This is a genomic window from Nocardiopsis synnemataformans (assembly GCF_965343085.1).
Taxonomy (GTDB): Bacteria; Actinomycetota; Actinomycetes; order Streptosporangiales; family Streptosporangiaceae; genus Nocardiopsis; species Nocardiopsis alborubida.
Genome location: NZ_CBDRFA010000028.1, coordinates 33,244 through 57,629, shown reverse-complemented (window position 1 = coordinate 57,629; position 24,386 = coordinate 33,244). Strand labels below are relative to the sequence as shown.

The window sequence follows — 24,386 nt, the reverse complement described above, 5'->3', positions numbered from 1 at the left end:
GATGATGCAACACGATGAATGAAGGGGGTTCGGTGTCCAGGTTCGCCTACGAGCGCGCTATCCGGGAATCCGGCCTGCCCGCTCCCGCGCGGCACATCGCCCTCACCCTCGCCACCTGGGCTGACGTCAACACGTGCGTCATCCCGGAACGGTTCATGCCGAGCCTCGCGAAGCTCGCCGAGACCACCGGCCTCGGGAAGTCGACCGTCGCCCGCTACCTGCCCGTGCTCGAAGAGGACGGCTGGATCCACCGCCGCCAGCGCAAGGGCAAGTCGCCGACCCACAACGAGGTCACGCACACCACCCTTACCGTTCCCGCCGAAGCCCGGACGGGAGAGGACGAGACCGAAGAGGTTGTCCCGGAGCGGGACAAGGGTGGTGCCACAGCGGGACAAGAGGTTGTCCCGGAGCGGGACAAGGGTCGTCCCGGAGCGGGACACAAGAGTTCCAGAAGTTCCGGGAGTACCCATCAGTCCCCCCGGGCGGGCGCCAGCGAGGACCGCACCGGCCCCGCTTCCGGCCGCCGCGACGGACGGACGACGAGCACCTCCATCACCGACGCCCTCGACGCCGCCGCTGACGCGGCGCGTCAGGAGCTGGAGCGCGCCACCGGCCGGGAGATCACCACCACGTGGGCCCGCAAGGTCGCCCTCGGCATCCTCGACGCCGCCGGTGGCCCCGTGGACCGCCCCGCCGGGTACGTGCGCGCTGCCATCAGGAACGAGATCGACGCGTCCCGGTTCCTGCCGACGTCCACCGCCGCCAGCAACGCCAGCGAGGCGTTCGTCCCCGAGCCCCAGGAGGAGACGGAGCCTGCGCGCCCCGCCCTCACGCTCCACAACGGCACCGGCCGCCGCCCCCGCCGTGCTGACGCCCCCTCCCAGCCCCCGCTGCTGTCCAGCGTCGTCACCGACTACCTGGACGACGCCCCCGCCACCGGCCCCTCCGCCGACCAGGTCCGCAGCCACGCCGCCGCCATCCGCGCCACCCTCGCTGCCCAACGAGCCTCTGGAGACACCCAGTGAGCCCCACGACCGACACCGACCGGGCCGACGCCGTCCGCGCCGCCACCTGGTACCTGACCCGCCGCGACCAGACCCCCGCGAGCGCCCGACCCGACCCCGAGGTCGACGCTGCCGAGCTTGTTCAGGCCCTCTGGGCGCGCGGCTGGCGGCGCACCGTTGTCCAGGCCGCCCCGCCGTGGATGCCGACCCCGCCCGGCCAGCGCGCCGACCCGGACGCCGTCCACCGCCACGCAGCCGAAGCCCGCGCCGCCCTCACCCGACAGGAGACCCAGACCGATGAACGCTGACCACGAAGAGCCCTACATCCAAGCGTCCTTCGACGTCCTCAAGGCCGCCGTCCGCCACGAACACGGCATCCCCGGCGCCGTCGCCGAAGTCGAAGAGGCCTTCGAGCGCCTGTCCGGCACCACCAACATCCTCGCCCACATGTCCGGATGGGCTGGCGCCGTCGCCCACGTCGAGCCCGCCTTCACGAGCAGGACCGCCACCCTCGGCTCCGTCTCCTCCCGCACTGGCCGCCACGTCAACCCCGACGGCAAGGTGCCCACCGGCGCCCTCATCGGCTCCCGGCTCGCCGTCGCGCTCCTCAACGACCACATCGACACCTGCATCGCCCTGTGGCAGTCCGCCATCGACCACGACGCCCAGGGCGAGGTCGTCAGGACCGTCCTGCGCCACATGGCTCTCCTGATCGCCCCGCACATCTCCGCCGAGGAGGCCCGCGCCGATGCCTGACCAGATCCTCACCACGGCCGCCGCCGCTGAAGCCCAGAACGGCCTGGCCGTCGACGCGTTCGAAGACGCCCTGTGCATCGCCGGGGACTACATCAACGCCCGCCGTCGAGACCACAGCCAGCAGCCGCTGACCGGCACGGAGATCGGGATGCTGCTCGGCGCGGTCGCCCTGGCCGTCCGCGCCTACCAGCAGCACGCGAACCCCGTGACGGCCCGCTGGGACCGGATCACCACCCGGGACGAGAACGGCGTGACCTGGGTCCTGTGCACCACGGACCCCGGCCAGCCCGTCGCGCTCCGGCTGGACGAGGAGCACGCCGAGGCGCTGGCCGGATCGCTCCTGGGCACCGATGACGGCGAAGAGGTGGAGACGCCCGCCGACCACGCCGCCATCCGCGCCCGGATCGCCGAGGCCCTGTACGTCGAGCCGGACATGCCCAGCCCCACCCTGGAGCACGTGCGCCGGGTGGAGGCCGCGCACCGGGCCTACGCCGTGATGACCGTGGTCGGCCCCGAGCTGGCCGCCCGGGATCGGCGCATCGCCGAGCTGCACCAGACGATCATCCGCCACGACGAAGCCGACGACGCCGAGGCGGTCCGCCGCCACGCCCGCATCCGCGAGCTGGAGGAGCAGCTGGCCGCCGCCCGCGAGGAGAACACCCGCCTCCAGGCCCTCGCGGACCTCAGGAAGGAGCTGCTGGCCCGCGCCGAGGAGAAGCTCGACACGGCCATCCTGTTCCGCGTCGGCGACGTCCGTGTCTCCCGCGCGCGCGGCCGGTGGGAAGTCGGCATCTCGCACACCTCCCCCCGGTGGACGCCGGGCACGCCGGTGGAGGAGCTGCACGACCGGGACAGGGCGTTCATCCGCGCCCGCCAGCTCGCCGAGGGAGCCCCCGCCCCGGCCCCGGCCGACCCGCGTTCCCGTGAGCAGCTGGCCGCCGCGACGTGGCCCCGCCGTGCCGCCCGCCGCCTCGAAGACGACGCCCACCCCACCGAGAGGACCACGAACTGATGATCCAGCTCATCGCCAACAGCATCACGATCATCTGCCTGACCGGCGTCATCATCTGCGGACTGATCGCCATCCGGCGGAACCGGAAGGCCGCCGCGAACTGGAAGCGCGCAGAAGCCAGCTGGAAGGAGGCCGAGGCGAACTGGGAGCGCGCGGCCGAAGCCAAGGAACTCCGCAACGAGATCCTGCGCAACATGCCTCCCGACCGGCGCTCCGCCGCGCTCCGCCTTCTGGCCCAGGCTCGCGCCAGCGCTCACGAGGCCGACCAGAAGCCGCCTCGCGTCTGACCCGCCCACCGCCCGGGTTCCGTCCGCCAGCCGGATGGAATCCGAGCCTCGGGCACGCACCACCAACACCACCCCGGGGGACCACTTGACCGACGCCGCCGTCACCGCCGACCGCGACGCACGCCTCGCCGCCGTCCGCGCCGACCTCGCCCAGGTCGCCGCCTCCTGGCCGGACCTGCACCAGCTCCGACTGCCCGGTGCCCGCCGCCGCACCGCCCGGCGCACCCTCTCCCCGGCCGCCCGCGCCGTCCTGGACCGGCTCACCCGCGCGGAGAAGGCCGACAGGAAGCCCGGTGAGCGAGTCCTCGGTGCGTCCCCGGCCCCGGTGACCGTCTCCATCCTGGACGACCTCGCCGAGATCCTCGCCGCCGTCGTCGCCCTGTCCGACCGCATCAGCTGGAATGCAGGCGTGGCCGATCCCGAGGTCCCGAGCAGCGCCTACGACTTCGCCGCGATTGACCGCCACGTCGCCCACGTCGCCGAGCACCTGGGCGTCGCCGCCTCCACCGACCCCGACGCCCTGAAGGCGGCCGAGGCTTTCGCCGCCTGGGCCCGCCGCGTCCTGGAGCGCTCCCTGGAGCAGGTCGTGGACGGCCAGGTGCTGTCCGCCCTGTGCGCCTGGTGCCACGGCGCGACCACCCGCCACCCCGCCGGAGGGCAGCACACCCTCACCGTCCGCGTGGTCGCCGGAGAGCCCCTGATCGTCTGCGTGAGCGACACGTGCGAGCCCCCGGCCGAGGACTGCCGCACCTGGTTGCGCGGCCGCCCGGCGTGGCCGGAACGCGATTGGGAGTGGCTGGCAGCCCGGCTGGACGCCCCGGTGTTTGCCGCACCCGCCCGCCGTGGCTAGAGTTATCCACAGGCACCGCCGAGATAGGACGTTCGGCGTACCCTGAAGACGCCAGAAGGCCCCGACCGGGAGACGGTCGGGGCCTTCGTCGTGGGGGCTACTCCTGGACGCGCTCGATGGCGTGAACCATCCCCACCTTCAGCGCGAGCACCGGGACTCGGTCGCTATTGTCCAGCCTCTTGATGAACCTCACGAATTCACCGCTCTCCTCGTAGTAGTCGGCTTCTACTTCGCGGATGTTTCCCTCGGGAACGCCTTGGAGCCCGTGGTTGATCTTGAACTTCACCATGTGCGCCTCCGTAATCACGGTCAACACGAGGGTGGGAGTGGCCCTCGTTCACCTCAAGACGTGCACCTGCACCAGGTGGTTGCCACAGACTCGCTCGGCGGCCCCATGCTCAGCCGCCGGGCGTTCCACGTGCCCGATGCCGCGCCAGCCCGCTTATGCCGCCTGGCCCCGCACGGGCACACCCTGCCCCTGATCCGCGCTTCCGGGGGGTCGCGCGTCGACACAGGGCAGGGCCAGCCCCGGCCGACCGACATGAGAGTGACGGTCGGCCGGGGCGCTCACACGTCCCGCTCTGGCTCCGCTCCGCTGGGGGGTAGGCGCGCGAGCCGGAGCGGGGCCTACTTCGCCTCTTCGCTCTTTCGCCCGAACGACGGATCGATGAGCACCGCACCGAACACCAAGATTGCTCCGGTCACGATCGGCCCCCACGTGAACAGGGCTCGTGTTGACCTTTCCGTCGCGCACACCGCCGGTTCGATGTAGGGGTTCCCCGGCGAGAACACCGGCCCGCAACTGGCTCCGAGCCCGGCCTCAAACGGCAGGGCGCCAGCGATCACTCCGGCCACGGCCAGCGCGATCCCGAGCAGGATCAACACCTTCGTCGACTGCAACATAGTCGCCCCTACCTGTAGTACGTCTTCGTGACCCGCCGCCGCGGGATGACCATCCGCACGATCCACCACGGGACCCACACGAACAACCAAAGCCCGCACGTCAGCAGCGTCAAGATCAGGTGCACGCTGTTGGCCATGCCGCCCAGGCCGTGCTTGCGCTCCACGCTCTTGGAGTACCGGGGCATCGCCGGAGGCGGCGGTGGCGGTGAGTAGCTCTGCGGAGCGAACTGCCCGTTCGGCAGGCGAGGCCGTTGCGACACGGGCGGCTGCCACTGCCGCGGCGGGGGCTGCTGCTGCCACTGCGGAGGACGAGGACCATACGGCCCTTGAGGACCAGGGGCAGGGGGATACGACACGGGGAGCCTCCGAGGCGCGCGGGGATGGCGCCACAGTAACGCCCACCCCCTCGGCGCACCCTGGGCTGGCCACAGGCGGCCACCACGACAACCCGGCGGGCACACCCGCGTCAGGTGGGGGAGGTGACCTGGGGATGTCTGGGGGATGGCAGGGGTCCAACCGCCGTGAGGAACTCCCACCCGACTGGTACACCCGCATCCGGCCACGCATCATCCGCCGCGACCGAGGCGAGTGCCAGTGGCGCATGGCCGTCGGGGGTATCTGCGGGGAGCCTGGGACGGACGTCGACCACCGGGGGGATCCCGGGGACCACCGCGACGAGAACCTCCAGCTCCTGTGTCCGCGACACCACAAGCGCAAGTCGTCCGCCGAGGGCAACGCTGCCCGGCGTCCGCGCCCGAGTCGCCTCCGCAAGCCCGAACAGCATCCCGGCGCCACGCAACCCTCTGAGCAGGGCAAACGTGGTGGGGGGCGCCCCCCTAAGGAACGCCGATAGCCCGGGGGGTCATAGCAGCTCCGGTCCTGTACGGGTTTCAACATTCAGGCCCCTGCCTTTTCGCCACCGCCCGGCCGCGCCCTGGAGGCGCTTTCGACCCTGGAGGTCGCCACCATGGGCACCCGAGGCCCCGTTCCCAAACACTCTTCCGAGCGGCGCCGCCGCAACAAGCCCGCCGACGGCGAGACCACCACCGTGGCGAAGGTGCCCCGCTCGCGGAAGGTCACTGTTCCGGCCGCGGACAAGGACTGGCACCCCATCGCCAAGCGGTGGTACACCTCGCTCAAGACCTCCGGCCAGTCCGAATTCTACGAACCGTCCGACTGGGCCGCCGCCTACCTCATCGCCGAGTCGATCAGCCGCGACCTCAAGCCCCAGGTCGTCGGCATCACCGAGCAGGGAGACGTCGTCAAGGACGAGATCCCGCTCAAAGGGGCCTCGCTGGCGGCCTACCTCAAGGCGATGTCGGTGCTGCTGGTCACCGAGGGGGACCGGCGCCGGATGCGCCTGGAACTCCAGGCCGCCGAAGAGGAGGGACCGTCGGCCGCCGTGACGGCACTCAACGATTACCGTGACGCCCTCGGCGGTTGAGGACGCCCCGCGGGTTGAACCGGTCCGCATCGGACCCAGCTGGCAGCGCGACGAGTTCGGCCGGTGGCTGCTGCCCGAGCGCACGCTCGGGTGGCACGCCGTGGCCTGGACCGCAGAGAACCTCCAGCAGGCGACCGGGCTGCCGTGGCGGTACACGCCGGAGCAGCTCCGGCTGACGCTGTGGTGGTACGCGGTCGACGAGCACAACCGGTTCATCTACCGCGACGGCGTCATCCAACGGCTCAAGGGCTGGGGCAAAGACCCGTTGGCCGCCACCTGGGCGGCGATCGAGTTCGTGGGCCCGTGCCGACCGGATCCGTCTGGGCGCATGGTCGCCGACCCCTGGGGCAACGAGCACCCGGCCGGGATCGCGCACCCCGAGGCGTGGGTGCAGATCGCCGCAGTGTCCAAGGACCAGACCCGCAACACCATGACCCTGTTTCCGGGTCTGTTCACCAAGGCGGCCATCGCCCGGTACGGGATCGACCTGGGCAAGGAGATCATCTACGCCCACCAGGGGGCTCGCCGAATCGAGGCCGTCACGTCCTCGCCGCGTGCGCTGGAGGGTGCGCGAGCGACCTTCGTAGTCCGCAACGAGACGCACCACTGGCTGTCCTCCAACGAGGGCCACGAGATGGACGCGGTCATCGACCGCAACGCCACCAAGTCCGCGGACGGCGCCGCCCGCGCCCTGTCCATCACCAACGCCTACGAGCCCTCGGAGGACTCCGTTGCCCAGCGGGCCCGGGAAGCATGGGAGGCCGGGCAGGCCGGGACGTCGCTGGTGTCGGGGATCATGTACGACTCGCTGGAGGCCCCGCCCGAGGCGCTGCTGGCGCCGGAGTTCGCGCGTGCGGTCATCGAGGCCGTGCGTGGGGACGCCACCTGGCTGAACGTGGAGCGAATCGTCGCCGCGATCCTGGACCCCCGCAACCCGCCGAGCAGGTCCAGGCGGTTCTGGTACAACCAGATCGTCGCAGCCGAGGACGCATGGATCGTCCCGCAGGACTTCGAGTCCGAGGAGATGTCCCACCCCGACATCAAGGCGGCGCCGAAGGACGAGATCGCGCTGTTCTTCGACGGCTCCAAGTCGGATGACGCGACCGGTCTGGTGGGTTGCCGCATCTCGGACGGCCACATCATCACGCTCGGTATGTGGCAGAAGCCGCCCGGCGCGCGCGGTGAGGGGTGGCTGGCCCCGCGCGGGGAGATCGACTCCCGCGTCGACCAGGTCTTCGAGACCTACCGCGTGGTCGCGTTCTGGGCGGACCCGTCGCACACCCGCGACGACGAGACCCAGGAACGCTACTGGGACGCGCTCATCGATGACTGGCACCGCCGCTACGGCCACCAGCTCGAACTCTGGGCCATCCCCGGCCGCTACGAGGGCCACTCGGTCATGTGGGACATGACCAGCCACAAGCGCGCCGCCCAGTTCACGGCCGCGGCCGAGCGCACCGCCCTGGAGATCGAAGACCGGTCCTTCACCCACGACGGCGACAAGCGGCTGATCATCCACGCCCGCAACGCCCGTCGTTACCCGTGGCGGTGGGGGGTGTCGCTGTGGAAGGGGCACCGCGAGTCCGCTCGCAAGGTCGACCTGGCCGTGTGCATGGTCGGCGCCCGCATGCTGCGCCGCCTGGTCCTGAACAACCCCGCGCGCAAGCGCCGACGTACCGGAAAGGTCTGGTGATGACACGGTGATGAGCCAGGCCGACGTGGTCGAACTCGTCCACGACCAGCTGCTGCCCGAGTTCCAACAAGAGCGCCGACGGCTGGACCGGATCAACCGCTGGTACAAGTGGCGGCACGAGGACAACGACCTGCCCCGCAACGCCGGGGACGAGATCAAACGCCTGGTGGAACTGGCCAAGACGCCGTGGCTGGGCTTGGTCGTCAGCGCCGTGTCCCAGTCCATGTACGTGGATGGCTACCGCACCCCCACCGGGGGCACCGTCGACCCGGTGTGGGCGATCTGGCAGCGCAACGGCATGGACGCCCGGCAGGTCGCGCTGCGCCGCGCCGGGCTCGCCTACGGGCAGGCCTACGAGACCGTCCTGCCCGGTGACTCCGGCGCGGTCATGCGCAGCGTGTCGCCTCGCAAGATGCTCGCCTGGTACGCCGACGACGTCGAGGACGAGTGGCCGATGTACGCGCTGCGGGCCGAGGCGTCGGGGAAGAACTGGGCGCTGCGGCTCTACGACGAGGAGCGCATCTGGTACCTGTCCGCAGACGCCGACGGCGACAAGGTCGAGTACATCAGCTTCGACGAGCACAACGTGGGTGTGTGCCCCATCGTGCGGCACGCCCCGATGCTCGATCTCGACGGCGACAGTCCCGGTGAGGTGGAGCCGTTCATCACCACCGCGATGCGGATCAACAAGACCACGTTCGACCGGCTCATGGTCCAGCACTTCAACAGCTGGAAGATCCGCACCGCCGCCGGTATGGCCGAACCGGAGACCGAGGAGGAAGCCCGCGCTGCGAAGCTCCGGCTGCGCCAGGACGACCTGCTCATCGCCGAGGACCCCGACACCAAGTTCGGCACCCTGGACGAAACTCCCATGGACGGGTTCGTCAACGCCGGACGCGCCGACGTGGAGACCCTCGCTGCGGTCTCCCAGACACCCAGCCACCAGCTCACCGGCCAAATGGTCAACCTGTCCGCCGAAGCCCTGGCCGCCGCAGAGGCCGGACTGGAGCGCAAGGTGGAGGAACGCAAGAAGACCGAGGGCCAGGCGCACGACCAGTCGCTCCGGCTGGCCGCCGCCATCGAGGGCCTGACCGCCGAAGCCGCAGACTCCAGCGCGCATGTCACCTGGGCCGACATGGGATCCCGCTCCCTGGCTCAGGCGGTCGACGCCTTGGGCAAGGCCGCGACGATGCTTCAGATTCCGCCGCAGGCACTGTGGGGGCGCATCCCCGGCGTCACCCAGGACGACGTCACCGAGTGGAAGACCCTGGCTGAGCAGGGCGACCCGATGCGCCAGCTCGCCGAGCGCATCGACGCCCAGATGGCCGACCTCGGCGGTGCCGGGTGAGCACCGCGCTCGCCCGCCGACACCGCACCACCCAGACCGCCCTGACGTCCCTGCTCACTCTGGGCATGACGGACCTGTGGCGATCCCTGGTGGACGAACGGGGCCCGCGCGAGGTGTGGCCGGTGCTGTACCCGCAGATGGCCGCCATGGTCCAGGACCAGCGGGCCCGGTCCGCTGAGATCGGACGCCAGTTCTACGCCCAGGCCCGCGCCGAGGCCGGAGTGCCCGGCCGCCCGCCCACGGTGGAAGTGCCCCGCGCCCCGGCCGCCCAGCTGGAGACCTCGCTGGCCGTGACGGGCCTGACCTCCTACGAGAAAGGGCGCCGAGCCGGGCGATCCCCAGGCGAGGCCCTGGACGTTGCCATCGTCACCGTCACCGGATCCGCTGAGCGCCTGGTGGCCGAAGGCGGCCGGAAGGCCATCACGGAATCGGCCCGCTCTGACTCCCAGGCGCTGGGGTGGTTCCGCCTGCCGGGGCCGTCACCGTGCTGGTGGTGCGCGATGCTCGCCAGCCGCGGCGCCGTGTACGGCTCCCGCGAGTCCGCGTCGACCACTGACGACGGCGACAGCTACCACGACCACTGCGCTTGTGAGCCGTGGCCGGTGTTCTCCCGGGGCGAGGAGCTGCCGCCGGAGGTTGCGCGGTGGGTGGATTCCTGGGAGACGGTGACCGCCAACACCGACGACCCCATGGCCGCCTGGAAGGCGCACGTCGCCGAGGTCAACGCTTCCCAGGACAACGAGCAGACCGAGAGTCCCGGTCCCGCCGGAGGTGGCAGCGAACCGCCCGCCGACCCGCCGCCCACTGACCCCATCGCCGATGATGGCGATGACGAGGGCGAGCCCCGGGTGGGCGATAACCTCATCATCGCCGACGAGGACGCCAGCAGCGCCGAGGCCGCCTACCTGGAGGAGACCAGGCAGGCGATCGCCAACGTGCACCAAGCGCCGCCGGATCGGGAGCTGCCGCAGATCCCGTTCCAGTTCACCGCCATGGGGCCGACGTCCCAGGGCCGATACCGGCGGGAGTCGGGCAACGAGTCGTTGACTATCTCGTCCACTGCGGTTCGACCGCGGATGACCATCGCCCACGAGCTCGGCCACTTCCTGGATCACCAGGGCATCGGCGATCCTGGGCAGATGGCGGTCAACCGCGCCAGCGTGGACGAGGGCGCACTGTTCGGGGACTGGTACGACGCGATCCTCGGCTCCAAGGCGTTCGGCTACCTGGTCGCCATGGTTCAGGCCGACGAGGGCACCACGTGGTCACTCGTGCAGCAACCGGATGGCACGGCCCGCGCGTTCGTCTTGGACGCCGACGCCCAGGCGCACGCGCGCTACCTTGCCGGGCCCCGCGAGTTGTTCGCTCGCTCCTACGCCCAGTGGATCGCTCAGGAGGGAGGCAACCCGGCCATGCTCGCCGAGCTGGAGAACGTGCTCGACTACAGCCGGGACGGCCTGCTCGAAGGTCCGACCGCTCGCTACCCTTACCAGTGGGAGCCGGACGACTTCGCGCCCATCGCGGCCGCGCTGGACCGGCTCTTCCATCGCCTGGGAATGAGGTCGTGATGACGCCCGAGGAGTTCCTCCACCAGTCCCCGCACGCCGCGGACACCCAGGCCGCGCTGGATCGCGTGCGCGACCGCCTGGCCGAGGCCCCGGTGCCACCGCTGCCGCCCGCCCCAGAGGCCGGGCAGCACGACTCGTGCGTGCATGACGAGGACGGCCCCGACCCTGACGAGATGGTGCTGCGCCCCGTGCGCCGCCGGTAACCCATCACCCTGACCAGCCCCGTACCTGATGGTGCGGGGCTTTCGCATGCCCGGCGCCCCTGGAGGGCGCCCCATCCCGACCCTGGAGGTCACCCATGCCCGAGCCGATCGAGCCCACCGACCCGAACAACAACCCGAACCCGGAGCCCCCGGAGGGCGACGACGAGGAGCTGGACCTGGAGCGGGCCAAGGCCAAGATCCACAAGGCCAACCAGGAGGCCGCCGGTCTGCGCTCCCGGATGAAGGAGCTGGAGGACAAGGCCACCCGGCTAGACGAGCTGGAGAACGCCAACAAGAGCGAGCAGCAGAAGGCCCAGGAGGCCGCCGCCGCTCTGGAGAAGCGCGCCACGGCCGCCGAGCAGCGCGCCCTGCGCCTGGAGGTGGCCGCCGCCAAGGGCCTCACCACCGCCCAGGCCAAGCGTCTGGTCGGCTCCACCCAGGAGGAACTGGAGGCCGACGCCGACGAACTCCTGGAGACGTTCGGCACCGCGCCCACCCCGGCGGACTCTATCCCCCGGCGGCCCAACGAGCGGCTGCGCCCCGGAGGCAGCGGCACGCCCGCCCCGCCGGAGGAGACTGACCCGCGCAAGCTCGCCGCGAAGATCCCGCGGCGCTGATCACCCACCGCCCCCGCGCCCGTCCTTGACGACCGGGGCGGCTCACAGAGAGGGACGTCATGTCCGAATTCATCAAGGCCGAGCGCGTCGTCTCGACGGCGCTCGGACTCCTGGAGCGCGAGGTCGTGCTCCCCAACCTGGTGTGGCGCTGGGGCAACACCAACGACTTCCGGGGCGCCAAGGGCGACACCGTCACCGTGCGCCTGCCCGCCTACTTCAACGCCCAGAAGCGGGCCCTGCGCTCGGGCACCCCGCGGGTCAAGAGCGAGCTGAACGAGACCAGCGTGGACGTCAAGCTCACCACCGACGTGTACGGGGACATCCCCATCACCGACGAAGAGCTGACCCTGGACATCGAAAACTTCGGCACCCAGGTCCTCAACCCGACCCTGGCCGGAATCGGCCGCGGACTGGAGGACGAGCTGGTCACGACCATCACCGGCGCGACCTACGCCCACACCCTGACCCTGGACATGGTCGACCCCTACGGCACGTTCGTGGACGCACGCAAGCGCCTCAACGACGCGAGGGTGCCCTTCTCGGGACGGTCCGTGGCTGTGGGATCCACGGTGGAGGCGGCGATCCTCAAGTCGGACCACTTCAACCGGTTCGACCAGTCCGGCACCGACAGCGCTCTGCGCGAGGCCGTCATCGGCCGCATCGCTGGGTTCGACGTCGTGTCGGTGCCCGCGCTCGCGCCCGACGAGGCGTTTGCGTTCCATCAGACCGCCTACGTCCAGGCCGCACTCGCCCCCGTCGTCCCGACCGGCGCCCCGTGGGGTGCGATGCAGACCTTCAACGGCTTCGCCGTGCGCACCGTGCGCGTTTTCGACCCGGACGAGGTGGAGGACCGTTTCATCCTCGACGCCTGGACTGGCACCGAGGTCGTCACCGACGTCGGCCACCTGGACCCGCTCACCGGCGTGTTCACCCCGGCGGAGGACCCCACCGAGTCCGGCGCCCAGGAGCTGCTGGTGCGAGCGGTCAAGATCGAACTCGGGTCCTGACCATGGACGTCGTGTACGTGGTGGGTCCGCAGAAGCGCAGCGACGAGTTGCGCTACTCGCTCCGTGCGCTGGCCGCCCATGTGCCCCACGACCGTGTGTGGATCGTGGGGCACATGCCCCGGTGGGTGCAGGGCGTGAGGCACATTCCGCGCGCCCAGTTCTCCACGAAGTGGGCGAACAGCACCGGGAACATGAGGGTCGCGTGTTCGCATCCTGAGGTCAGCGACTCGTTCATCTACATGAACGACGACTTCTTCACCATGCGCCCGCTGGAGGAGATCCCGGTACTGCACCGGGGCCCGGTCGCCGACGTGGCCGCCCGCACCCCGCACAGCCGCTACCGGGAGGGGATGCTGGCGACCGCCCGCGCCCTGCGCGCCCTGGGCGTGGCCGAGCCGCTGAGCTACGAGCTGCACGTGCCGATGGTGGTGGACAAGGCCCGGATGCTCGACGCGCTGTCGCGACCCCAGGTGCGCGGGATCCCCGTGGTCCACAAGCGCACCCTGTACGGCAACCTCGCCCAGGTCGGCGGTGAGCAGGCGGCCGACGTCAAGGTGCACTCCGCGTCCCAGGCCGCACCGTCGGACGACCCGCTGTTCATCTCCACCAACCCGGGCGCGTTCACCGACGGGCCGGTCGGCCGCCTCATCCGCGAGGCGTTCCCCACCCCGTGCCGGTACGAGGACGGCTACACGCCGCCCCCCGATCCCAGGCCCGAAGACACGCCGGAGGAGACCGAGCAGACGCCCGAGCCGGACGCGCCCCCGACCGAGCCGCCGCCGGAGGCAGTCCCCTCCAGGCGGCCCATGGCCCGCGCGTCCAGGGCGGCGTGGGTGGACTACGCCGTCGACCAGGGCCACGACCGCGAGGCCGCCGAGGCGCTGACCAAGGCGCAACTCCAGCAGATCGGAGGCTGACCCATGGCCACCCTGCCGCTGCTCGTGACGCTGAAGGAGTTCGGCGAGTGGGTCGGCGAGGGCGACCTGACCGACAACACCCAGGCGGAGATGGTCGTCCGCGCCGTGTCCGGGCTCGTGCGCGGGGAGGCCCGCCGCACATGGGTGGACGAGGACGGCGCCCTGGTCGAAGTGCCGGAGAACGTCCGCACGATCGTGTTCGAGGCCGCCGCCCGCCGCTGGCGCAACCTGGAGGGCTACACCTCCGAGACCGACGGCGACTACACGTACCGCCAGGAGGCCGAGAACGCGAGCGTGTACCTGAACGAAGACGAGAAGGACATCCTCGCCCGCCTCCGGCGCCCCCGCTCGGGCCTGTGGACCCTGGCCACCACCCGCGGCGAAATCCCATGGCGGTCCAGCTACCACCACGTCCTGGACTGAGGGAGGCTCTCGTGTCGCTGCTCGACACCGGCAACGAACTGGTCCAGGTCTGGCCGGAGACCACCTCGACCGACCCCGACGGCAACCCCATCCGTATCCCGGCCGCCGACCCGGTCCAGGTCCGCGCCCGGGTGCAGCCCGTCTCCTCCGACGACGTGGCCGCGGCCGGGCAACAGACCGTCGCCCGGTACCGGCTCATCACCCGGGAGGCTCCGCTGGGGCCGTGGGCGCGGGTGCGCTGGGACGGCCGGGACTGGGACATCGACGGCGAACCGCTGCGGTCGAACGGGTCGAAGCGCACCCGGCACGTCCAGGCGATCCTCAAAGCGCGAGGGGCAGGTGAAGCGTGATGGCCCGCGTGGACAAGAACTGCAACGCCAAGGTCGCCCGCCTGCCCGGCGTCAAGGGCGCCGTGCGCGACCGCGCGGAGATCCTCGCGAAGCGGGCCCGCAGTCTCCTCGCCGCCCACCGGGAGACCGGCCAGGCCCAGATCGTCGTCACCAAGGGCAAGATCGACAGCTTCGTGTCCATGGAGGACCCGAACGCCGCGGCGATCGAGTACGGGCGCGAGGCCGGGGTGTCCTCGGCCGGTCGTCCGTATGCCGCTCAGGAGGGCCTGTACATCATCCACCGCACGATCGGGGCCCGCTGATGACTGAGCACGCCGAGGACTGCTACCTCGATGCCGCCCATCACGTGTGCGCGGTCGCCCGCGCCGGTCGCGCCGAGGGTGCGCTCGGCGAGGCCCGCGCGGTCGCCGCCGACGCCCTGGCCTCGCTCCGCGACGCGGGCGTCGACCAGGCCGCGCTCACCCGCGTGCGCGCCTTGGTGGCCGAGTTCGAGCGGGACCTGGAGGTCAAGGGCGAGGACTGGCATCCGCGCGCGAGGTCGTTGGCCGCCCAGATCATCGCTCAGCTGCGTGCCGCCCTCGGCGACACGGCAGGAGGCGGCTGATGGCCCGCCGGTTCGCCCCCGCGACCTCGCTCGTGCTGGAGATCCTGCGCCCCGCCCTGGCCCCGGTCGAGGCGTACAGCCTGATGCCGGACCTGACCCTGAACCCGCCGCCCGTGGTGATGGCCCGCCGCGTGCCCGGCGGCGGCGCCTACGACCCGCGCGGCTACGACCAGGCCGTCATCGACGTGCAGTGCTGGCACACCACCGACCGGGCCGCCGACGACCTCGCCGACGCCTGCCGGGCTGCGCTGTTCACCGCGTGGCGCACTCAGCACGTCGTGCCCGGCATGGGCCACATCGGCCACTACGAGGAGCGATCCGCTCCGGCGCTGCTGCCCGACTCCGTGTCCGGCCGCGGCTCCACCACTCCGAAGGGCGTCTACCGCTACCAGGCGACCTACGTTCTCGGGCTGCGCCCGCACCGGGCCGCCTGACCGCGCCCCTGCGCGCAGATCCGCACCCGTTCCTGTCACACCTGTCTGCCCGTAGGAGGCATGCCATGGCGCTCGATGACGACGCCGATCTCGTCCCAGCCGTAGGCGAGTACTGGTTCCACCCGGCCGAGAACACCCCGCCGCCCGCCGACGAGAACGACCCGGCCGTCGAAGGGTACGGCGACCTCGGTCACACCGCGCTGGAAGACCCGTTCGCGATCAACGGCGAGGGCGGCGAGGAGACCGTACTCGGCACCTGGCGCAACCGGGCCAAGCGCACCGTCTACACCCCGCGCGTGGACCGGGTTGCGTTCGTGCTCCAGCAATGGACCGAGGAAAATTACCGGCTCTACTACGGCGCGAACGCCGAGCTGGACCCGGTCACCGGGTACGTGATGGTGCCCGACAACCCGGTGCCCGTCACCGGCACCCTGTGGACGCTCATCCGCGACGGCGACGAGACGCTGCCGCTGTGGTTCCCGCGGGTGTCCATCTACCGGGCCGACGACATCACCGCCGACCCCCAGGCCCTCATGGGCCTGCCGGTGCGCGCGACCATCCTGGGCCGCTCCGGCCAGACGGGCCTGTACGGCCTCAAGCCCAAGAGCAAGCCCGCCACCAGCTCCTGAGGGAGCCCCACTGACCGGGTGGCGCACGGTGCGGATCCCGTGCGCCACCCGCCCATATCCGTGATCCGCACCCCGTGAGGAGATCCGCCATGTCCTACGACCTGTCCCACCTGACGGAACCTGGCTCCGCCGCCCCGTTCACCGTGACCCTGCCCGATGGCGAGCTGGCCCTGCGTCCGGTCGTCGCCCTGCCCACCGACGGCCAGGCCGCGATGCTGCGCCTGTCCGGTCGCCTGGCCGAGGTCGCCGGTGATGACGTCGGCGAGGACGGCGTCGCCAGCATGGACTTGGCCGTCATGACCCGGGCGCTCGCCGACTCCCTGCCCGACGTGGACGCGCTGCTGCGTGCGGCGTGCCCGTCCAAGACCGCGGCGAACAAGCTGCTGAAGCTGGTCAACGGGTCGTTGATGGACAAGATCGGCCTGGTCGTGGCCTACATCGGCCAGGAGCAGGCGGGGGAAGCCTCGCCCTCCGCGAGCTGATCGGCAAGTACCGGGCAGAGCTGTACGCCGACCTGCGCCGCTACTACCAGCACGACCTGGCAGAGACGGTGTCCGGCCGCGGCATACGCCCGGGGCTCGTGCTCGATCTCGTGGAGGGCCTGCCCGACGAGTCCGCCACCGTGGCCGCGATGAGGGGCGGCCGCCAGTGGCGCGGATGGACCCGGCAGGTAGCAGTGACCGCTGACGTGTTCGACGCCGTCAACGGCACCACCCGCGCCGCCGGGCGATGGAAGCGCCACCCGCCGAAGATCCCCCCGTACCCGCGACCCAAGCCCGCGGGCAAGGCCGGGAAGAAGGCGCGGCGTGGCCAGTCCATCGCGGACGTGCGCCGGGCGTTCGGCATCCCCGCACTCCCGCCGCACATCCCCCCGCCACAACCGAAGAAGAAGTAGCCAGCGGCGGGCCGCCGCGCAACCACGGAAACGGAAGGGGGCGCGGTGGCCACCACACGCATGGTCGGCCGGGTGAGCGTCAGGGTCATGCCCGACACTCGACGGTTCCGGGGCGACCTGGTCAAGGACCTGGAGAAGCTGGAGCGGTCGCTGACCCTGTCGATTCCGACCCGGATCGACACCAAGCGCGTCGCCCAGGACGCCGCGCGGGTCAAGGCCGATGTGGAGAACCAGCTCGGCTCGGTCCGCGTCGGCGTGAACGTCGACACCGGCCGCGTCGAGAAGCAGCTGGACACCGCCGCCCGCTCCCGCAAGGCCGAGGTCGAGCCGGAGGTGGACGGGGTCGCGCTCGCCCGCGCCCGCCGCATCCTGGACGGGCTGGCCCGCTCCACCAGCCGCGTCGTCGGCGGGGCGGTCGGGATCGGCGCCGGCGCCGGAGGGATCTCCGCGCTGGCCGCCGGTGCCGCCGCCGCGGTGGTGCCGGTCCTCCAGCTCGGTACCGCGCTCGCCCCCGCAGTGGGCATCCTGGCCGCCCTCCCCGCCGCCGCCGGGACCGCGGCCGCCGCGCTGGGTCCGCTCGCGGTGGCGCTGTCGGGGGTCGGCGAGGCTCTCGGTGCCGCGATCACCGGTGACACGGAGGCGCTCACCGAGGCAATGGAGGGCCTTTCACCGGCTGCCCGCGCGGTTGTGCAGTCGGTCGCTGATCTCCAGCCTGGCCTGGCCCGCCTGCGCTCCCAGGTCCAGGAGGGGTTCTTCCGGCCCCTGGTGGAGCCCGCCCGCGAACTCGGTGAGCGGCTGCTGCCCGTGCTCGGGCGCGGCATGACCCGGGTGTCCATGGCCCTGGGCGAGGGCGCCGCCGACCTGGCTGCGTTCGTCGGCCAGGCCCGCACCCTGACCGCCGTAGACAGGTTGTTCGCCTCCACCGCACGGTCGGTGCAGCACGCCTCCGGTGTTCTGCCCGGTCTGCTCTCGGGCCTGCGCGACCTGGGCGTGGTCGGGCTGCCCTACATCGAGCAGGCCGCGGCCGCCGCCTCCGATGCCGCCGAGGGCTTCGCACGCTGGGCCGCGGCCGCCGCTGAGTCCGGGCGGGCTGCGGAGTGGATCGAGGACGCGGTCGACACCTTCTCCGAGCTGGGCGACATCGCCGAGAACGTCGGCGGCATCCTCGGGTCGGTCTTCAGTGCGGCCGGGGATGGCGGCCTGCTCACCACGATCGAGCGGCTGACGGGCGCCCTGGACGACTTCTTCAACACGGCCGAGGGTGGCGCCGCCTTGGAGGGCGTCTTCGAGGGCCTGGCCGATGTCGGCGAGGCCCTCGGTCCCGTGCTCACCTCCCTGGCCAGCGGGATCGGCACCCTGGCACCCACCGTCGGGCGACTCGCCACCGCCTTCGGTCCGATCCTGACCCGCGCCATCGACGGCCTGGTGCCCGCTCTGGCCGAGCTGGAGCCCGGCCTGATGACGATCATGCAGGGCCTGGGCCTGGCCGTGGACGCCCTGGTGGAGTCCGGCGCCCTAGAGGAAATGGGCGGGGCCCTGTCCGCGATCCTCATCGCCCTGTCGCCGCTGCTGCCGGTCCTTGGCCAGCTCGCCGGGGTCCTGGCCGGGGCGCTCGCCGAAGCACTGATCGCCGTCGCCCCGGGTCTGGAAACGATCGCCCGGGAGCTGGCCGAAAACCTGGCGCCAGTCCTTCCCCAGCTGTCCGAGTCCTTCGGGGAGCTAATGGAGGCCATCGCCCCGTTGATCCCGCCTCTGGTGGAAGCACTGGTTCCGGTGCTGGAGCTGCTGCCTCCGATGATCGTCAACATCTCCGAGCAGATGACGACCTGGGCGGGCGTACTCAAGGACCTGGAGCCCGAGATCACCGTGATCATCGGCGCCATCGGTCTACTGATCGAGTGGGCTGTCCGGCTCGCCGCCTGGTGGATTGAGCTCGCGACGACGTTCGTGGCGTGGTCTGCGGAGATGAGCCAGAAGGCACGTGACGCCTTGCGTGAAATCGGCGGCGAGATCGGCGACTTCAGCCGGGGAGCGTTCACGCGAGCGGACGGCATCCGCCGCTACCTGTCGGTGGCGGCGAACGCCACGGCCACCCTGGTCCTGTCTGCGTTCTCCCGGATGGTGTCCGGCGGCCGGGACCGTCTCCAGAACCTGGTGACCGCCGCCTCCCGGATTCCCTACGCGATCCAGGTGGCGGTCGGCGGACTGGGCAACCTGCTCTACCAGGCAGGCCGCAACGTGGTCACGGGCCTGATGAACGGCATTGCATCGCGCATGCCGTCCCTGCGGTCCCAGGTGTCGAGCCTGGCGTCCACGATCCGCGCCTACCTGCCGTTCTCCCCGGCCAAGGTGGGGCCCCTCCGGACGCATCCGCCGGACCAGGCGGGCGAGACCATCGCCCAGATGATCGCGGATGGCCTGGAGCGTGGGCGCCGGATCGTCGCGGAGGCCAGCAGCAGCGTCGCCGGGGCCGCGGCCCTGGGCCCCAACCTGCGCGACGGCGACTTCGACTTCAGCGCGAGCGCGATGTCGGAGGCCGAGGAGGCGCGGATGGCTCGGCTGCTGGAGGCGATCCGCGAGCTGCGTGACCAGGACCTCGTCCTGGTGGTCGATTCACAGGAGATCGCTCGGGCGTCCGAGCGTGGACAGCGCCAGCTGGCGCGGAGGTAAGGAGCAACATGGCGTCGAGTTTCAGTGTCCTGGCGCGTGACCCGGCCGTGCAGGCCGCGGCCGCGGCCGCCGTCGAGGTGAGCCTGCACAGCGCCGAACCGGACGGAACCGGCTCCAACGAGTTGGTTGGTGGGGCCTACGCCCGTCGGCCGGTGGCGTGGGGTGCTTCCGCGTCCGGGATCGTCACCGCGACCACCGAGCCCGAATTCGACGTGCCCGGCGGGAACTGGGTCCGCTGGTGCGGGCTGTGGGACGTGAACGGGGCGTGGGTGGGCGGCATCGAGCTGAACACGAAGGTCGAATATCCCGCCGATGGCACGTACACGATCAGCCCGTTGCGGCTGCACGCGGAGAACTTCGTCGCCGCATAGGAAGGGGACGGCTTCGTGGCCATCATCTGGCAGAACACCTTCGACGGCCTTCCTGGCATCGGTATCAACGTCAGCAATTCGTCCGGCTACGGCGACCCCATCTCGGCCGTGTCGGGCTCAGTGGACTACTCCCTGACCTGGACTGCGCACGGCCGCGCCTCCGCGCGGCTGGGAACCGCCGACGGCGCCGGGGCGGACAACGGCGAGGGCGGCCTGACCATCACCGTGCCGCCCACCAGCCCATGGTCGCTGCGCCTCTACCTCTACCGCTCCACGGAGACCATCGGATACTGCTACGGCTACCTGGGCGGTACCTACCTGTGGCAGTTCGACCCGGAGTACGCCATCTATGAGATCGGCGGCCAGGACGTCACCGAGCACAGTGCGAACCTGTCGGACCGCCCGATCCGGATCGAAGCCGCCGCCACCAGCGACGGAACGTCGTTCAGCATGCGCGTCTGGTGGACCGACCCGCACAGCACGGGAGCGCCGGACTGGTCCAGTGCGGTGATCCCCGACGCCGTTCCCCTGGACACGCTGGATCTGCTGGCCGGGGGGTTCGGGTACCCGCCCGCCTACGTGGACGAGGTAGTCATCGCCGAGGGCGAGTGGATCGGGCCCATTCCCCAGCCCCCGTCCGCGACTGGTGCGGCCGAGGGCCGCCTGATCATCCGGGGCATCGCTGACGGGTGGGCTTCGGGCTACGCCCCGGCCGTTGGACGCCTGGCCATTCGGGGCAGCGCCGACGGGTGGCCAGCCCAGCAGGGGCCTGGTGACGGCCGCCTGGCCATTCGGGGCAGCGCCGACGGCATGGCGGGGCCCACCGTGGCCACCGCCCCGCCAGTGGAGGACATGTGGCTGGGGCCGCTCGGGCTGCTGCATCGCATGGACGAGCGCGGCGCGTGGGAGCGCATCCCCGCCCTGGGCGTATCCACTCACGTGTCCCTGCACGGGCAGGTCACCGCTTCACGGCCTCGGTGGGCACCGCGCTCTACCTCGCTGACGTGGGACCGGCTCACTCCAGCGGACGCCGACGCCCTGACCGAGCTGGCGCTGGTGGGCGCCCGTGCCGACTCCACCATCGCGGTCATCGACCCCGATGCGACGAACCTGCTCACGGCGGAACAGAGCCGGGGCCGTCCACTCGCCGGGGCGGCCCCGGCCGCGACCGAGGACCTGTACCGCGTCGACGGAGCCGGGGCCATCGTGGTGGGCCTGGTGGCCGGAGTGCGCCACGCCTGCACCCAGGACGTCCAGGCGGGCGATGACCTGACCTGGTTGCACCCTTACTACGGCACGCGCGGCTGGCCGATCATGCCGGGCTGGCCTGTGTACCTGCGCGCCGACACCACCGGCGGGCGGCTCTGGTTGACCTTCCGCGACTGGACCGGTGCCGTCATCAGCAGCGCGGCCGGGCTGCCTGGCAGCGGGATGTGCGAGGCGGACGCCCCGGCGGGAGCCGTCACCGTCACCCCGCACCTGGTGTTCACCTCGCCCCTGTCCGGGCTGCACCTGATCGGAGAGGCATCCCTGTCCTACGCCCCGCCCGAGGAAGGCGCCCGCCCCCTGGGCAACGGGGCACCGGTCTACGCCGCGATCGGCCTGGCCGACACCCCGGCCCTGCCGCACCGCACCCTGTCCCTACAGCTCCAGGAGGTGAGGGCTCTTGCGATCCGGTAGTCCCGAACTTGTCGCCGCGCTTGAGGCTGGACAGCGTACCTACGACGTGCAGGTGCGCCTCGGCGGCCAGGACGTCACGCCGGAGGTCACCAGCTGGTCCGTGGACCGCGGCTCCGACACGAGCCTGCCCACCCAGGTCGCCACCCCCACGGGGTCCTCCGCGGCCGAAGCCCAGGTCACTCTGGCTGGGGTGGGCGAACAGACCGCTGCCGCCCGGTACAGCCCGTGGGCGCCCCGTGCCACTGCGGACATCGCCCGTCCTGGGCAATCCTGCGTGCTGGAGTGGGGCCTAGCTGAGGAGCGGATGCAGGCCCTGCGCGGGCGGATCCGCCGGGTGAACGCCAACGCCCGCACTGGCACCGCTGACGTGACCGCTCTGGACGGCTCCGAGCTGATGCGCGGCCGGGCCTGGCTGCCGCCCGGGGTGGAGTGGGGCGGCGGGTATCTGTACACCCAGTGGGTCGTGGACCACGCCCTGAGGATGTCGGGGATCTACGCCAGCCCACCCGCCCGCGAGGGCAGCGTCTTTTTCGCCAGCCTGAACGGGGGCAGGCAGGCGTCCCTGGGCATGCTCATCTCCACCACCCAGCTTGGCCGGTACTACCCGGCCCGGTCGCCGTGGACCGCGGGTCCGGCGGTCAACGAGGACGGCCCGAACGCGTACCTGCCGTGGAGCGCGACCTACGCCCCGCAGAAGCGGGTGCTCTCCCAGGCCAATCAGCTGATGGTGGAGTGGTGGGTCTACCGGCGTGACCTGACCGACAACCCCACTTCGCAGGTGCGGCTGGTCTTCGCCGACCGACCCACCCAGGAGGCGGGGCGCCAGGAAACCACGGTCACCGTCTCCTACGATCCCTCCACCCGGCAGCTGCGCGCCCAGGTCGACAACGGATCTCTGTCGTGGACCGCGCCCGCGAGCACGGACCAGGCCGGGCGCTTCAAAGTCTGCTTCCTCGTGGGGCTGACGACCACTTCCTCCCCGGTCACGGTGCGCGGCTGGCTGTATCAGCCCAACGGGGCGCTGTACTCCACACCCACCATCTACTCCGGATCGTCGCCGACCTGGGGCGTGCTCGACACCGTCACCGTCACCGGAACGGGCCCGATGGAGTGCGTGGGCGTCGCCCCCGTGAGCGGCACCATCGAGGTGGTGCAGCCCTGGCGGCGCGGTGCCGTCATCGACATCATCGGCCCCGGCGGAACCGGCGCGATGCACTACCGGCTCGACGCCCTGCCCGACGTCAGCGGCACCTGGTGGGACTTGGTCAAGCAGATCGCCACCGACCAGGCCGGGTTCGTGTGGTTCACCGAGGACGGGATTCTGCGCTTTCGCCGCTACGACTACCTCAGGCCGGACAGCGCGCTCCTTCCCGACCCGGACTTGACGGTGACTGCCGCTCGGGACATCGCCGACCTCTCCGTCACGGAGGAGATCGACTCGGTCCGCAACCGGATCGAGGTCGGGTACTCGCCGCACGAGCGAGGAAACAGCGCCCAGGATCAGCTGTACGACTTCACCACTGCCACTGTCGTGGGCTCCGGTGTGGTGACCGCGCCGCTGCGCTTTGACCTCCAGGGGCGCCCCTGGTCCTTGCGCTGCCCGATGACCTTCGCGGGCAGCACGAAGCCCGTCGGCCACCCGGGGAGCCTGGTCAAGTTTGTGACCGCCAGCGGGTCCCGCGCACCGGTAGAGGTGGAGCTGACCTGGACGTCGGGGTATCCGGAGCTGACCTACCACAATCGGGGCGCGAACACCGCCTACGCCGCCCTGTCCGGATCGGACCTGGGGGCGCCGTCCCTGCGCCTGGCGCACGCGGAGATCGACACCCCGCGCGCCCAGCCGATCGGCCGCCAGAACCTGGAGTCCATCGCCCGGTACGGCACCCAGCTCTTGGAAATCGGCGCCAGCCCCTGGGTGCAGAACAGCATCTGGGCCGACCAGATCGGCCTGGCGCTGGTGGCATGGACAGCGTGGCCCGTGCCGCTCACCGGCGCCGTAGAGATCCTGCCCGACCCGCGGATTCAGCTGGGCGACGTCATCCGGATCGTGGACCGCACCGGCACCCGCATCGACGGCCTGTACCGGGTGCTCGGCTACTCCGTCCGCGGCTCGGGCACGTCGGTGCGGATGACGCTGGACGTGCGCCCGCTGTCCAGGCCTGCGCTACCCGAGGACGCCGGGCTGACCACCGAACCCGCACTGGACCCGGCCGCAGCCGAGCTGCTGCCTGGATAGGAGGCCTACGTGGAGCACGTCGAGATCGTGTCCGAGGAGACCGTTGCCGATCCCTCTGACCCGAGGTGGGTGCCGCCGGAGGGCAACCGGGTAGAGGTGCCCGACCCAGGCCCGCTGGTGGTGGGTGAGGGATGACCACGACACCGCCCCCGCCCGACCCATTCGCCAGCGTCGTCACGGCCCGCGATGTCTACGACGCCACCAGGGAAACTCAGTCCGATGTGAGGAGAGCACTGGACCGCCTCGACGCCCACGACCGTGAGCTGGCCGAGCTGGCGCGTGAGCAGGAGCGGCACCGGGCGGAGGTGGCTGCCGAGCAGGAGAAGCAGCGCGTGGCCACGGAGGCTGAACAGGCCCTCATCCGCGCCCGCCTGGACGCCATCGACCGCTGGCGGTATGCCATCCCCATCACGTCCATCTCGGCCGTGGCCGCAGGGGTAGCCGCAATCATCGCGGTTGTCCTCGGTCCCTGACCAACCCCACCA

31 protein-coding genes are annotated in these 24,386 nt (G+C 71.3%); 28 read left to right on the top strand and 3 right to left on the bottom strand.

Going from position 1 to position 24,386, the window contains the following annotated elements:
• Nucleotides 1–32 precede the first annotated feature (32 nt).
• From ACSIH6_RS17685 to ACSIH6_RS17660, 6 genes are read left to right on the top strand one after another with little or no spacing between them, the layout of a single operon-like run.
• Complete coding sequence (locus ACSIH6_RS17685; RefSeq protein WP_435109413.1) at nt 33–1,025, top strand: helix-turn-helix domain-containing protein; 993 nt, start codon at nt 33–35, stop codon at nt 1,023–1,025.
• The gene (locus ACSIH6_RS17680; RefSeq protein WP_435109412.1) at nt 1,022–1,312 is read left to right on the top strand and encodes a hypothetical protein; all 291 of its coding nucleotides are present in this window, start codon (nt 1,022–1,024) and stop codon (nt 1,310–1,312) included. Before ACSIH6_RS17685 ends, ACSIH6_RS17680 begins: the two co-directional genes overlap by 4 nt.
• Entirely contained in the window at nt 1,302–1,760 is a 459-nt protein-coding gene (locus ACSIH6_RS17675; protein WP_435109411.1) for a hypothetical protein, read from the top strand. The genes ACSIH6_RS17680 and ACSIH6_RS17675 overlap by 11 nt, the downstream gene beginning before the upstream one ends.
• A complete protein-coding gene (locus tag ACSIH6_RS17670) occupies nt 1,753–2,772 on the top strand; it encodes a hypothetical protein (RefSeq protein ID WP_435109410.1) in 1,020 nt (339 codons plus the stop codon). The genes ACSIH6_RS17675 and ACSIH6_RS17670 overlap by 8 nt, the downstream gene beginning before the upstream one ends.
• Entirely contained in the window at nt 2,772–3,059 is a 288-nt protein-coding gene (locus ACSIH6_RS17665; protein ID WP_435109409.1) for a hypothetical protein, read from the top strand. Before ACSIH6_RS17670 ends, ACSIH6_RS17665 begins: the two co-directional genes overlap by 1 nt.
• 34 nt (nt 3,060–3,093) lie before the next feature.
• On the top strand, nt 3,094–3,909 hold the full coding sequence (locus tag ACSIH6_RS17660; RefSeq protein ID WP_435109408.1) for a hypothetical protein: 816 nt from the start codon (nt 3,094–3,096) through the stop codon (nt 3,907–3,909).
• A 97-nt stretch (nt 3,910–4,006) separates the two neighbouring features.
• Here ACSIH6_RS17660 and ACSIH6_RS17655 read toward each other — a convergent pair whose 3' ends face one another.
• The 3 genes from ACSIH6_RS17655 to ACSIH6_RS17645 form a co-directional block, all read right to left on the bottom strand.
• The gene (locus tag ACSIH6_RS17655) at nt 4,007–4,198 is read right to left on the bottom strand and encodes a hypothetical protein (protein WP_435109407.1); all 192 of its coding nucleotides are present in this window, start codon (nt 4,196–4,198) and stop codon (nt 4,007–4,009) included.
• 338 nt (nt 4,199–4,536) lie between these two features.
• Nucleotides 4,537–4,812: a hypothetical protein gene (locus ACSIH6_RS17650; RefSeq protein ID WP_435109406.1), complete on the bottom strand. Its 276-nt coding sequence runs from the start codon at nt 4,810–4,812 to the stop codon at nt 4,537–4,539.
• A gap of 8 nt (nt 4,813–4,820) precedes the next feature.
• On the bottom strand, nt 4,821–4,997 hold the full coding sequence (locus ACSIH6_RS17645; RefSeq protein WP_435109405.1) for a hypothetical protein: 177 nt from the start codon (nt 4,995–4,997) through the stop codon (nt 4,821–4,823).
• Nucleotides 4,998–5,779: 782 nt separating this feature from the next.
• On the opposite strand from ACSIH6_RS17645, the gene ACSIH6_RS17640 reads away from it, so the two are divergent.
• From ACSIH6_RS17640 to ACSIH6_RS17535, 22 genes are all read left to right on the top strand, one after another.
• Entirely contained in the window at nt 5,780–6,256 is a 477-nt protein-coding gene (locus ACSIH6_RS17640; protein WP_435109404.1) for a phage terminase small subunit, read from the top strand.
• Nucleotides 6,237–7,949 (top strand): hypothetical protein, encoded by a 1,713-nt coding sequence (locus tag ACSIH6_RS17635; protein WP_435109403.1) that lies wholly within the window; start codon nt 6,237–6,239, stop codon nt 7,947–7,949. Before ACSIH6_RS17640 ends, ACSIH6_RS17635 begins: the two co-directional genes overlap by 20 nt.
• Before the next feature lie 10 nt (nt 7,950–7,959).
• Nucleotides 7,960–9,297, top strand: coding sequence for a phage portal protein (locus tag ACSIH6_RS17630; protein ID WP_435109402.1), 1,338 nt, complete (start codon nt 7,960–7,962; stop codon nt 9,295–9,297).
• A complete protein-coding gene (locus tag ACSIH6_RS17625) occupies nt 9,294–10,865 on the top strand; it encodes a VG15 protein (RefSeq protein ID WP_435109401.1) in 1,572 nt (523 codons plus the stop codon). The genes ACSIH6_RS17630 and ACSIH6_RS17625 overlap by 4 nt, the downstream gene beginning before the upstream one ends.
• Nucleotides 10,865–11,068, top strand: coding sequence for a hypothetical protein (locus tag ACSIH6_RS17620; protein WP_435109400.1), 204 nt, complete (start codon nt 10,865–10,867; stop codon nt 11,066–11,068). Before ACSIH6_RS17625 ends, ACSIH6_RS17620 begins: the two co-directional genes overlap by 1 nt.
• 95 nt (nt 11,069–11,163) lie before the next feature.
• Entirely contained in the window at nt 11,164–11,685 is a 522-nt protein-coding gene (locus ACSIH6_RS17615; RefSeq protein ID WP_435109399.1) for a hypothetical protein, read from the top strand.
• A gap of 59 nt (nt 11,686–11,744) precedes the next feature.
• The gene (locus ACSIH6_RS17610) at nt 11,745–12,692 is read left to right on the top strand and encodes a major capsid protein (RefSeq protein ID WP_435109398.1); all 948 of its coding nucleotides are present in this window, start codon (nt 11,745–11,747) and stop codon (nt 12,690–12,692) included.
• 2 nt (nt 12,693–12,694) lie between these two features.
• Complete coding sequence (locus tag ACSIH6_RS17605; RefSeq protein ID WP_435109396.1) at nt 12,695–13,609, top strand: hypothetical protein; 915 nt, start codon at nt 12,695–12,697, stop codon at nt 13,607–13,609.
• Between the two features lie 3 nt (nt 13,610–13,612).
• On the top strand, nt 13,613–14,032 hold the full coding sequence (locus ACSIH6_RS17600; RefSeq protein WP_435109395.1) for a hypothetical protein: 420 nt from the start codon (nt 13,613–13,615) through the stop codon (nt 14,030–14,032).
• Nucleotides 14,033–14,043: 11 nt separating this feature from the next.
• Nucleotides 14,044–14,382, top strand: a complete 339-nt coding sequence (locus tag ACSIH6_RS17595) for a phage head completion protein (RefSeq protein WP_435109394.1) — start codon at nt 14,044–14,046, stop codon at nt 14,380–14,382.
• Nucleotides 14,382–14,684, top strand: coding sequence for a DUF5403 family protein (locus tag ACSIH6_RS17590; protein ID WP_435109393.1), 303 nt, complete (start codon nt 14,382–14,384; stop codon nt 14,682–14,684). The genes ACSIH6_RS17595 and ACSIH6_RS17590 overlap by 1 nt, the downstream gene beginning before the upstream one ends.
• Nucleotides 14,684–14,986, top strand: coding sequence for a hypothetical protein (locus ACSIH6_RS17585; protein WP_435109392.1), 303 nt, complete (start codon nt 14,684–14,686; stop codon nt 14,984–14,986). Before ACSIH6_RS17590 ends, ACSIH6_RS17585 begins: the two co-directional genes overlap by 1 nt.
• Nucleotides 14,986–15,420 (top strand): phage tail termination protein, encoded by a 435-nt coding sequence (locus ACSIH6_RS17580; protein WP_435109391.1) that lies wholly within the window; start codon nt 14,986–14,988, stop codon nt 15,418–15,420. Before ACSIH6_RS17585 ends, ACSIH6_RS17580 begins: the two co-directional genes overlap by 1 nt.
• 65 nt (nt 15,421–15,485) lie before the next feature.
• The gene (locus ACSIH6_RS17575; protein ID WP_435109390.1) at nt 15,486–16,049 is read left to right on the top strand and encodes a phage tail tube protein; all 564 of its coding nucleotides are present in this window, start codon (nt 15,486–15,488) and stop codon (nt 16,047–16,049) included.
• A gap of 89 nt (nt 16,050–16,138) precedes the next feature.
• Nucleotides 16,139–16,531: a hypothetical protein gene (locus ACSIH6_RS17570; protein ID WP_435109389.1), complete on the top strand. Its 393-nt coding sequence runs from the start codon at nt 16,139–16,141 to the stop codon at nt 16,529–16,531.
• Nucleotides 16,532–16,629: 98 nt separating this feature from the next.
• Nucleotides 16,630–16,944: a hypothetical protein gene (locus tag ACSIH6_RS17565; RefSeq protein WP_435109388.1), complete on the top strand. Its 315-nt coding sequence runs from the start codon at nt 16,630–16,632 to the stop codon at nt 16,942–16,944.
• Nucleotides 16,945–16,989: 45 nt separating this feature from the next.
• Nucleotides 16,990–19,614 (top strand): hypothetical protein, encoded by a 2,625-nt coding sequence (locus tag ACSIH6_RS17560; RefSeq protein WP_435109387.1) that lies wholly within the window; start codon nt 16,990–16,992, stop codon nt 19,612–19,614.
• 8 nt (nt 19,615–19,622) lie between these two features.
• A complete protein-coding gene (locus ACSIH6_RS17555; protein WP_435109386.1) occupies nt 19,623–19,985 on the top strand; it encodes a phage tail fiber protein in 363 nt (120 codons plus the stop codon).
• A gap of 15 nt (nt 19,986–20,000) precedes the next feature.
• Nucleotides 20,001–21,665 carry a hypothetical protein gene (locus tag ACSIH6_RS17550; protein ID WP_435109385.1) on the top strand — a complete coding sequence of 555 codons (1,665 nt, stop codon included), beginning with the start codon at nt 20,001–20,003 and terminating at the stop codon, nt 21,663–21,665.
• Nucleotides 21,652–23,901: a hypothetical protein gene (locus tag ACSIH6_RS17545; RefSeq protein WP_435109384.1), complete on the top strand. Its 2,250-nt coding sequence runs from the start codon at nt 21,652–21,654 to the stop codon at nt 23,899–23,901. Before ACSIH6_RS17550 ends, ACSIH6_RS17545 begins: the two co-directional genes overlap by 14 nt.
• 9 nt (nt 23,902–23,910) lie before the next feature.
• On the top strand, nt 23,911–24,036 hold the full coding sequence (locus ACSIH6_RS17540; RefSeq protein WP_435109383.1) for a hypothetical protein: 126 nt from the start codon (nt 23,911–23,913) through the stop codon (nt 24,034–24,036).
• Nucleotides 24,033–24,374 (top strand): hypothetical protein, encoded by a 342-nt coding sequence (locus ACSIH6_RS17535; protein WP_435109382.1) that lies wholly within the window; start codon nt 24,033–24,035, stop codon nt 24,372–24,374. The genes ACSIH6_RS17540 and ACSIH6_RS17535 overlap by 4 nt, the downstream gene beginning before the upstream one ends.
• The last annotated feature ends 12 nt before the right edge of the window (nt 24,375–24,386 follow it).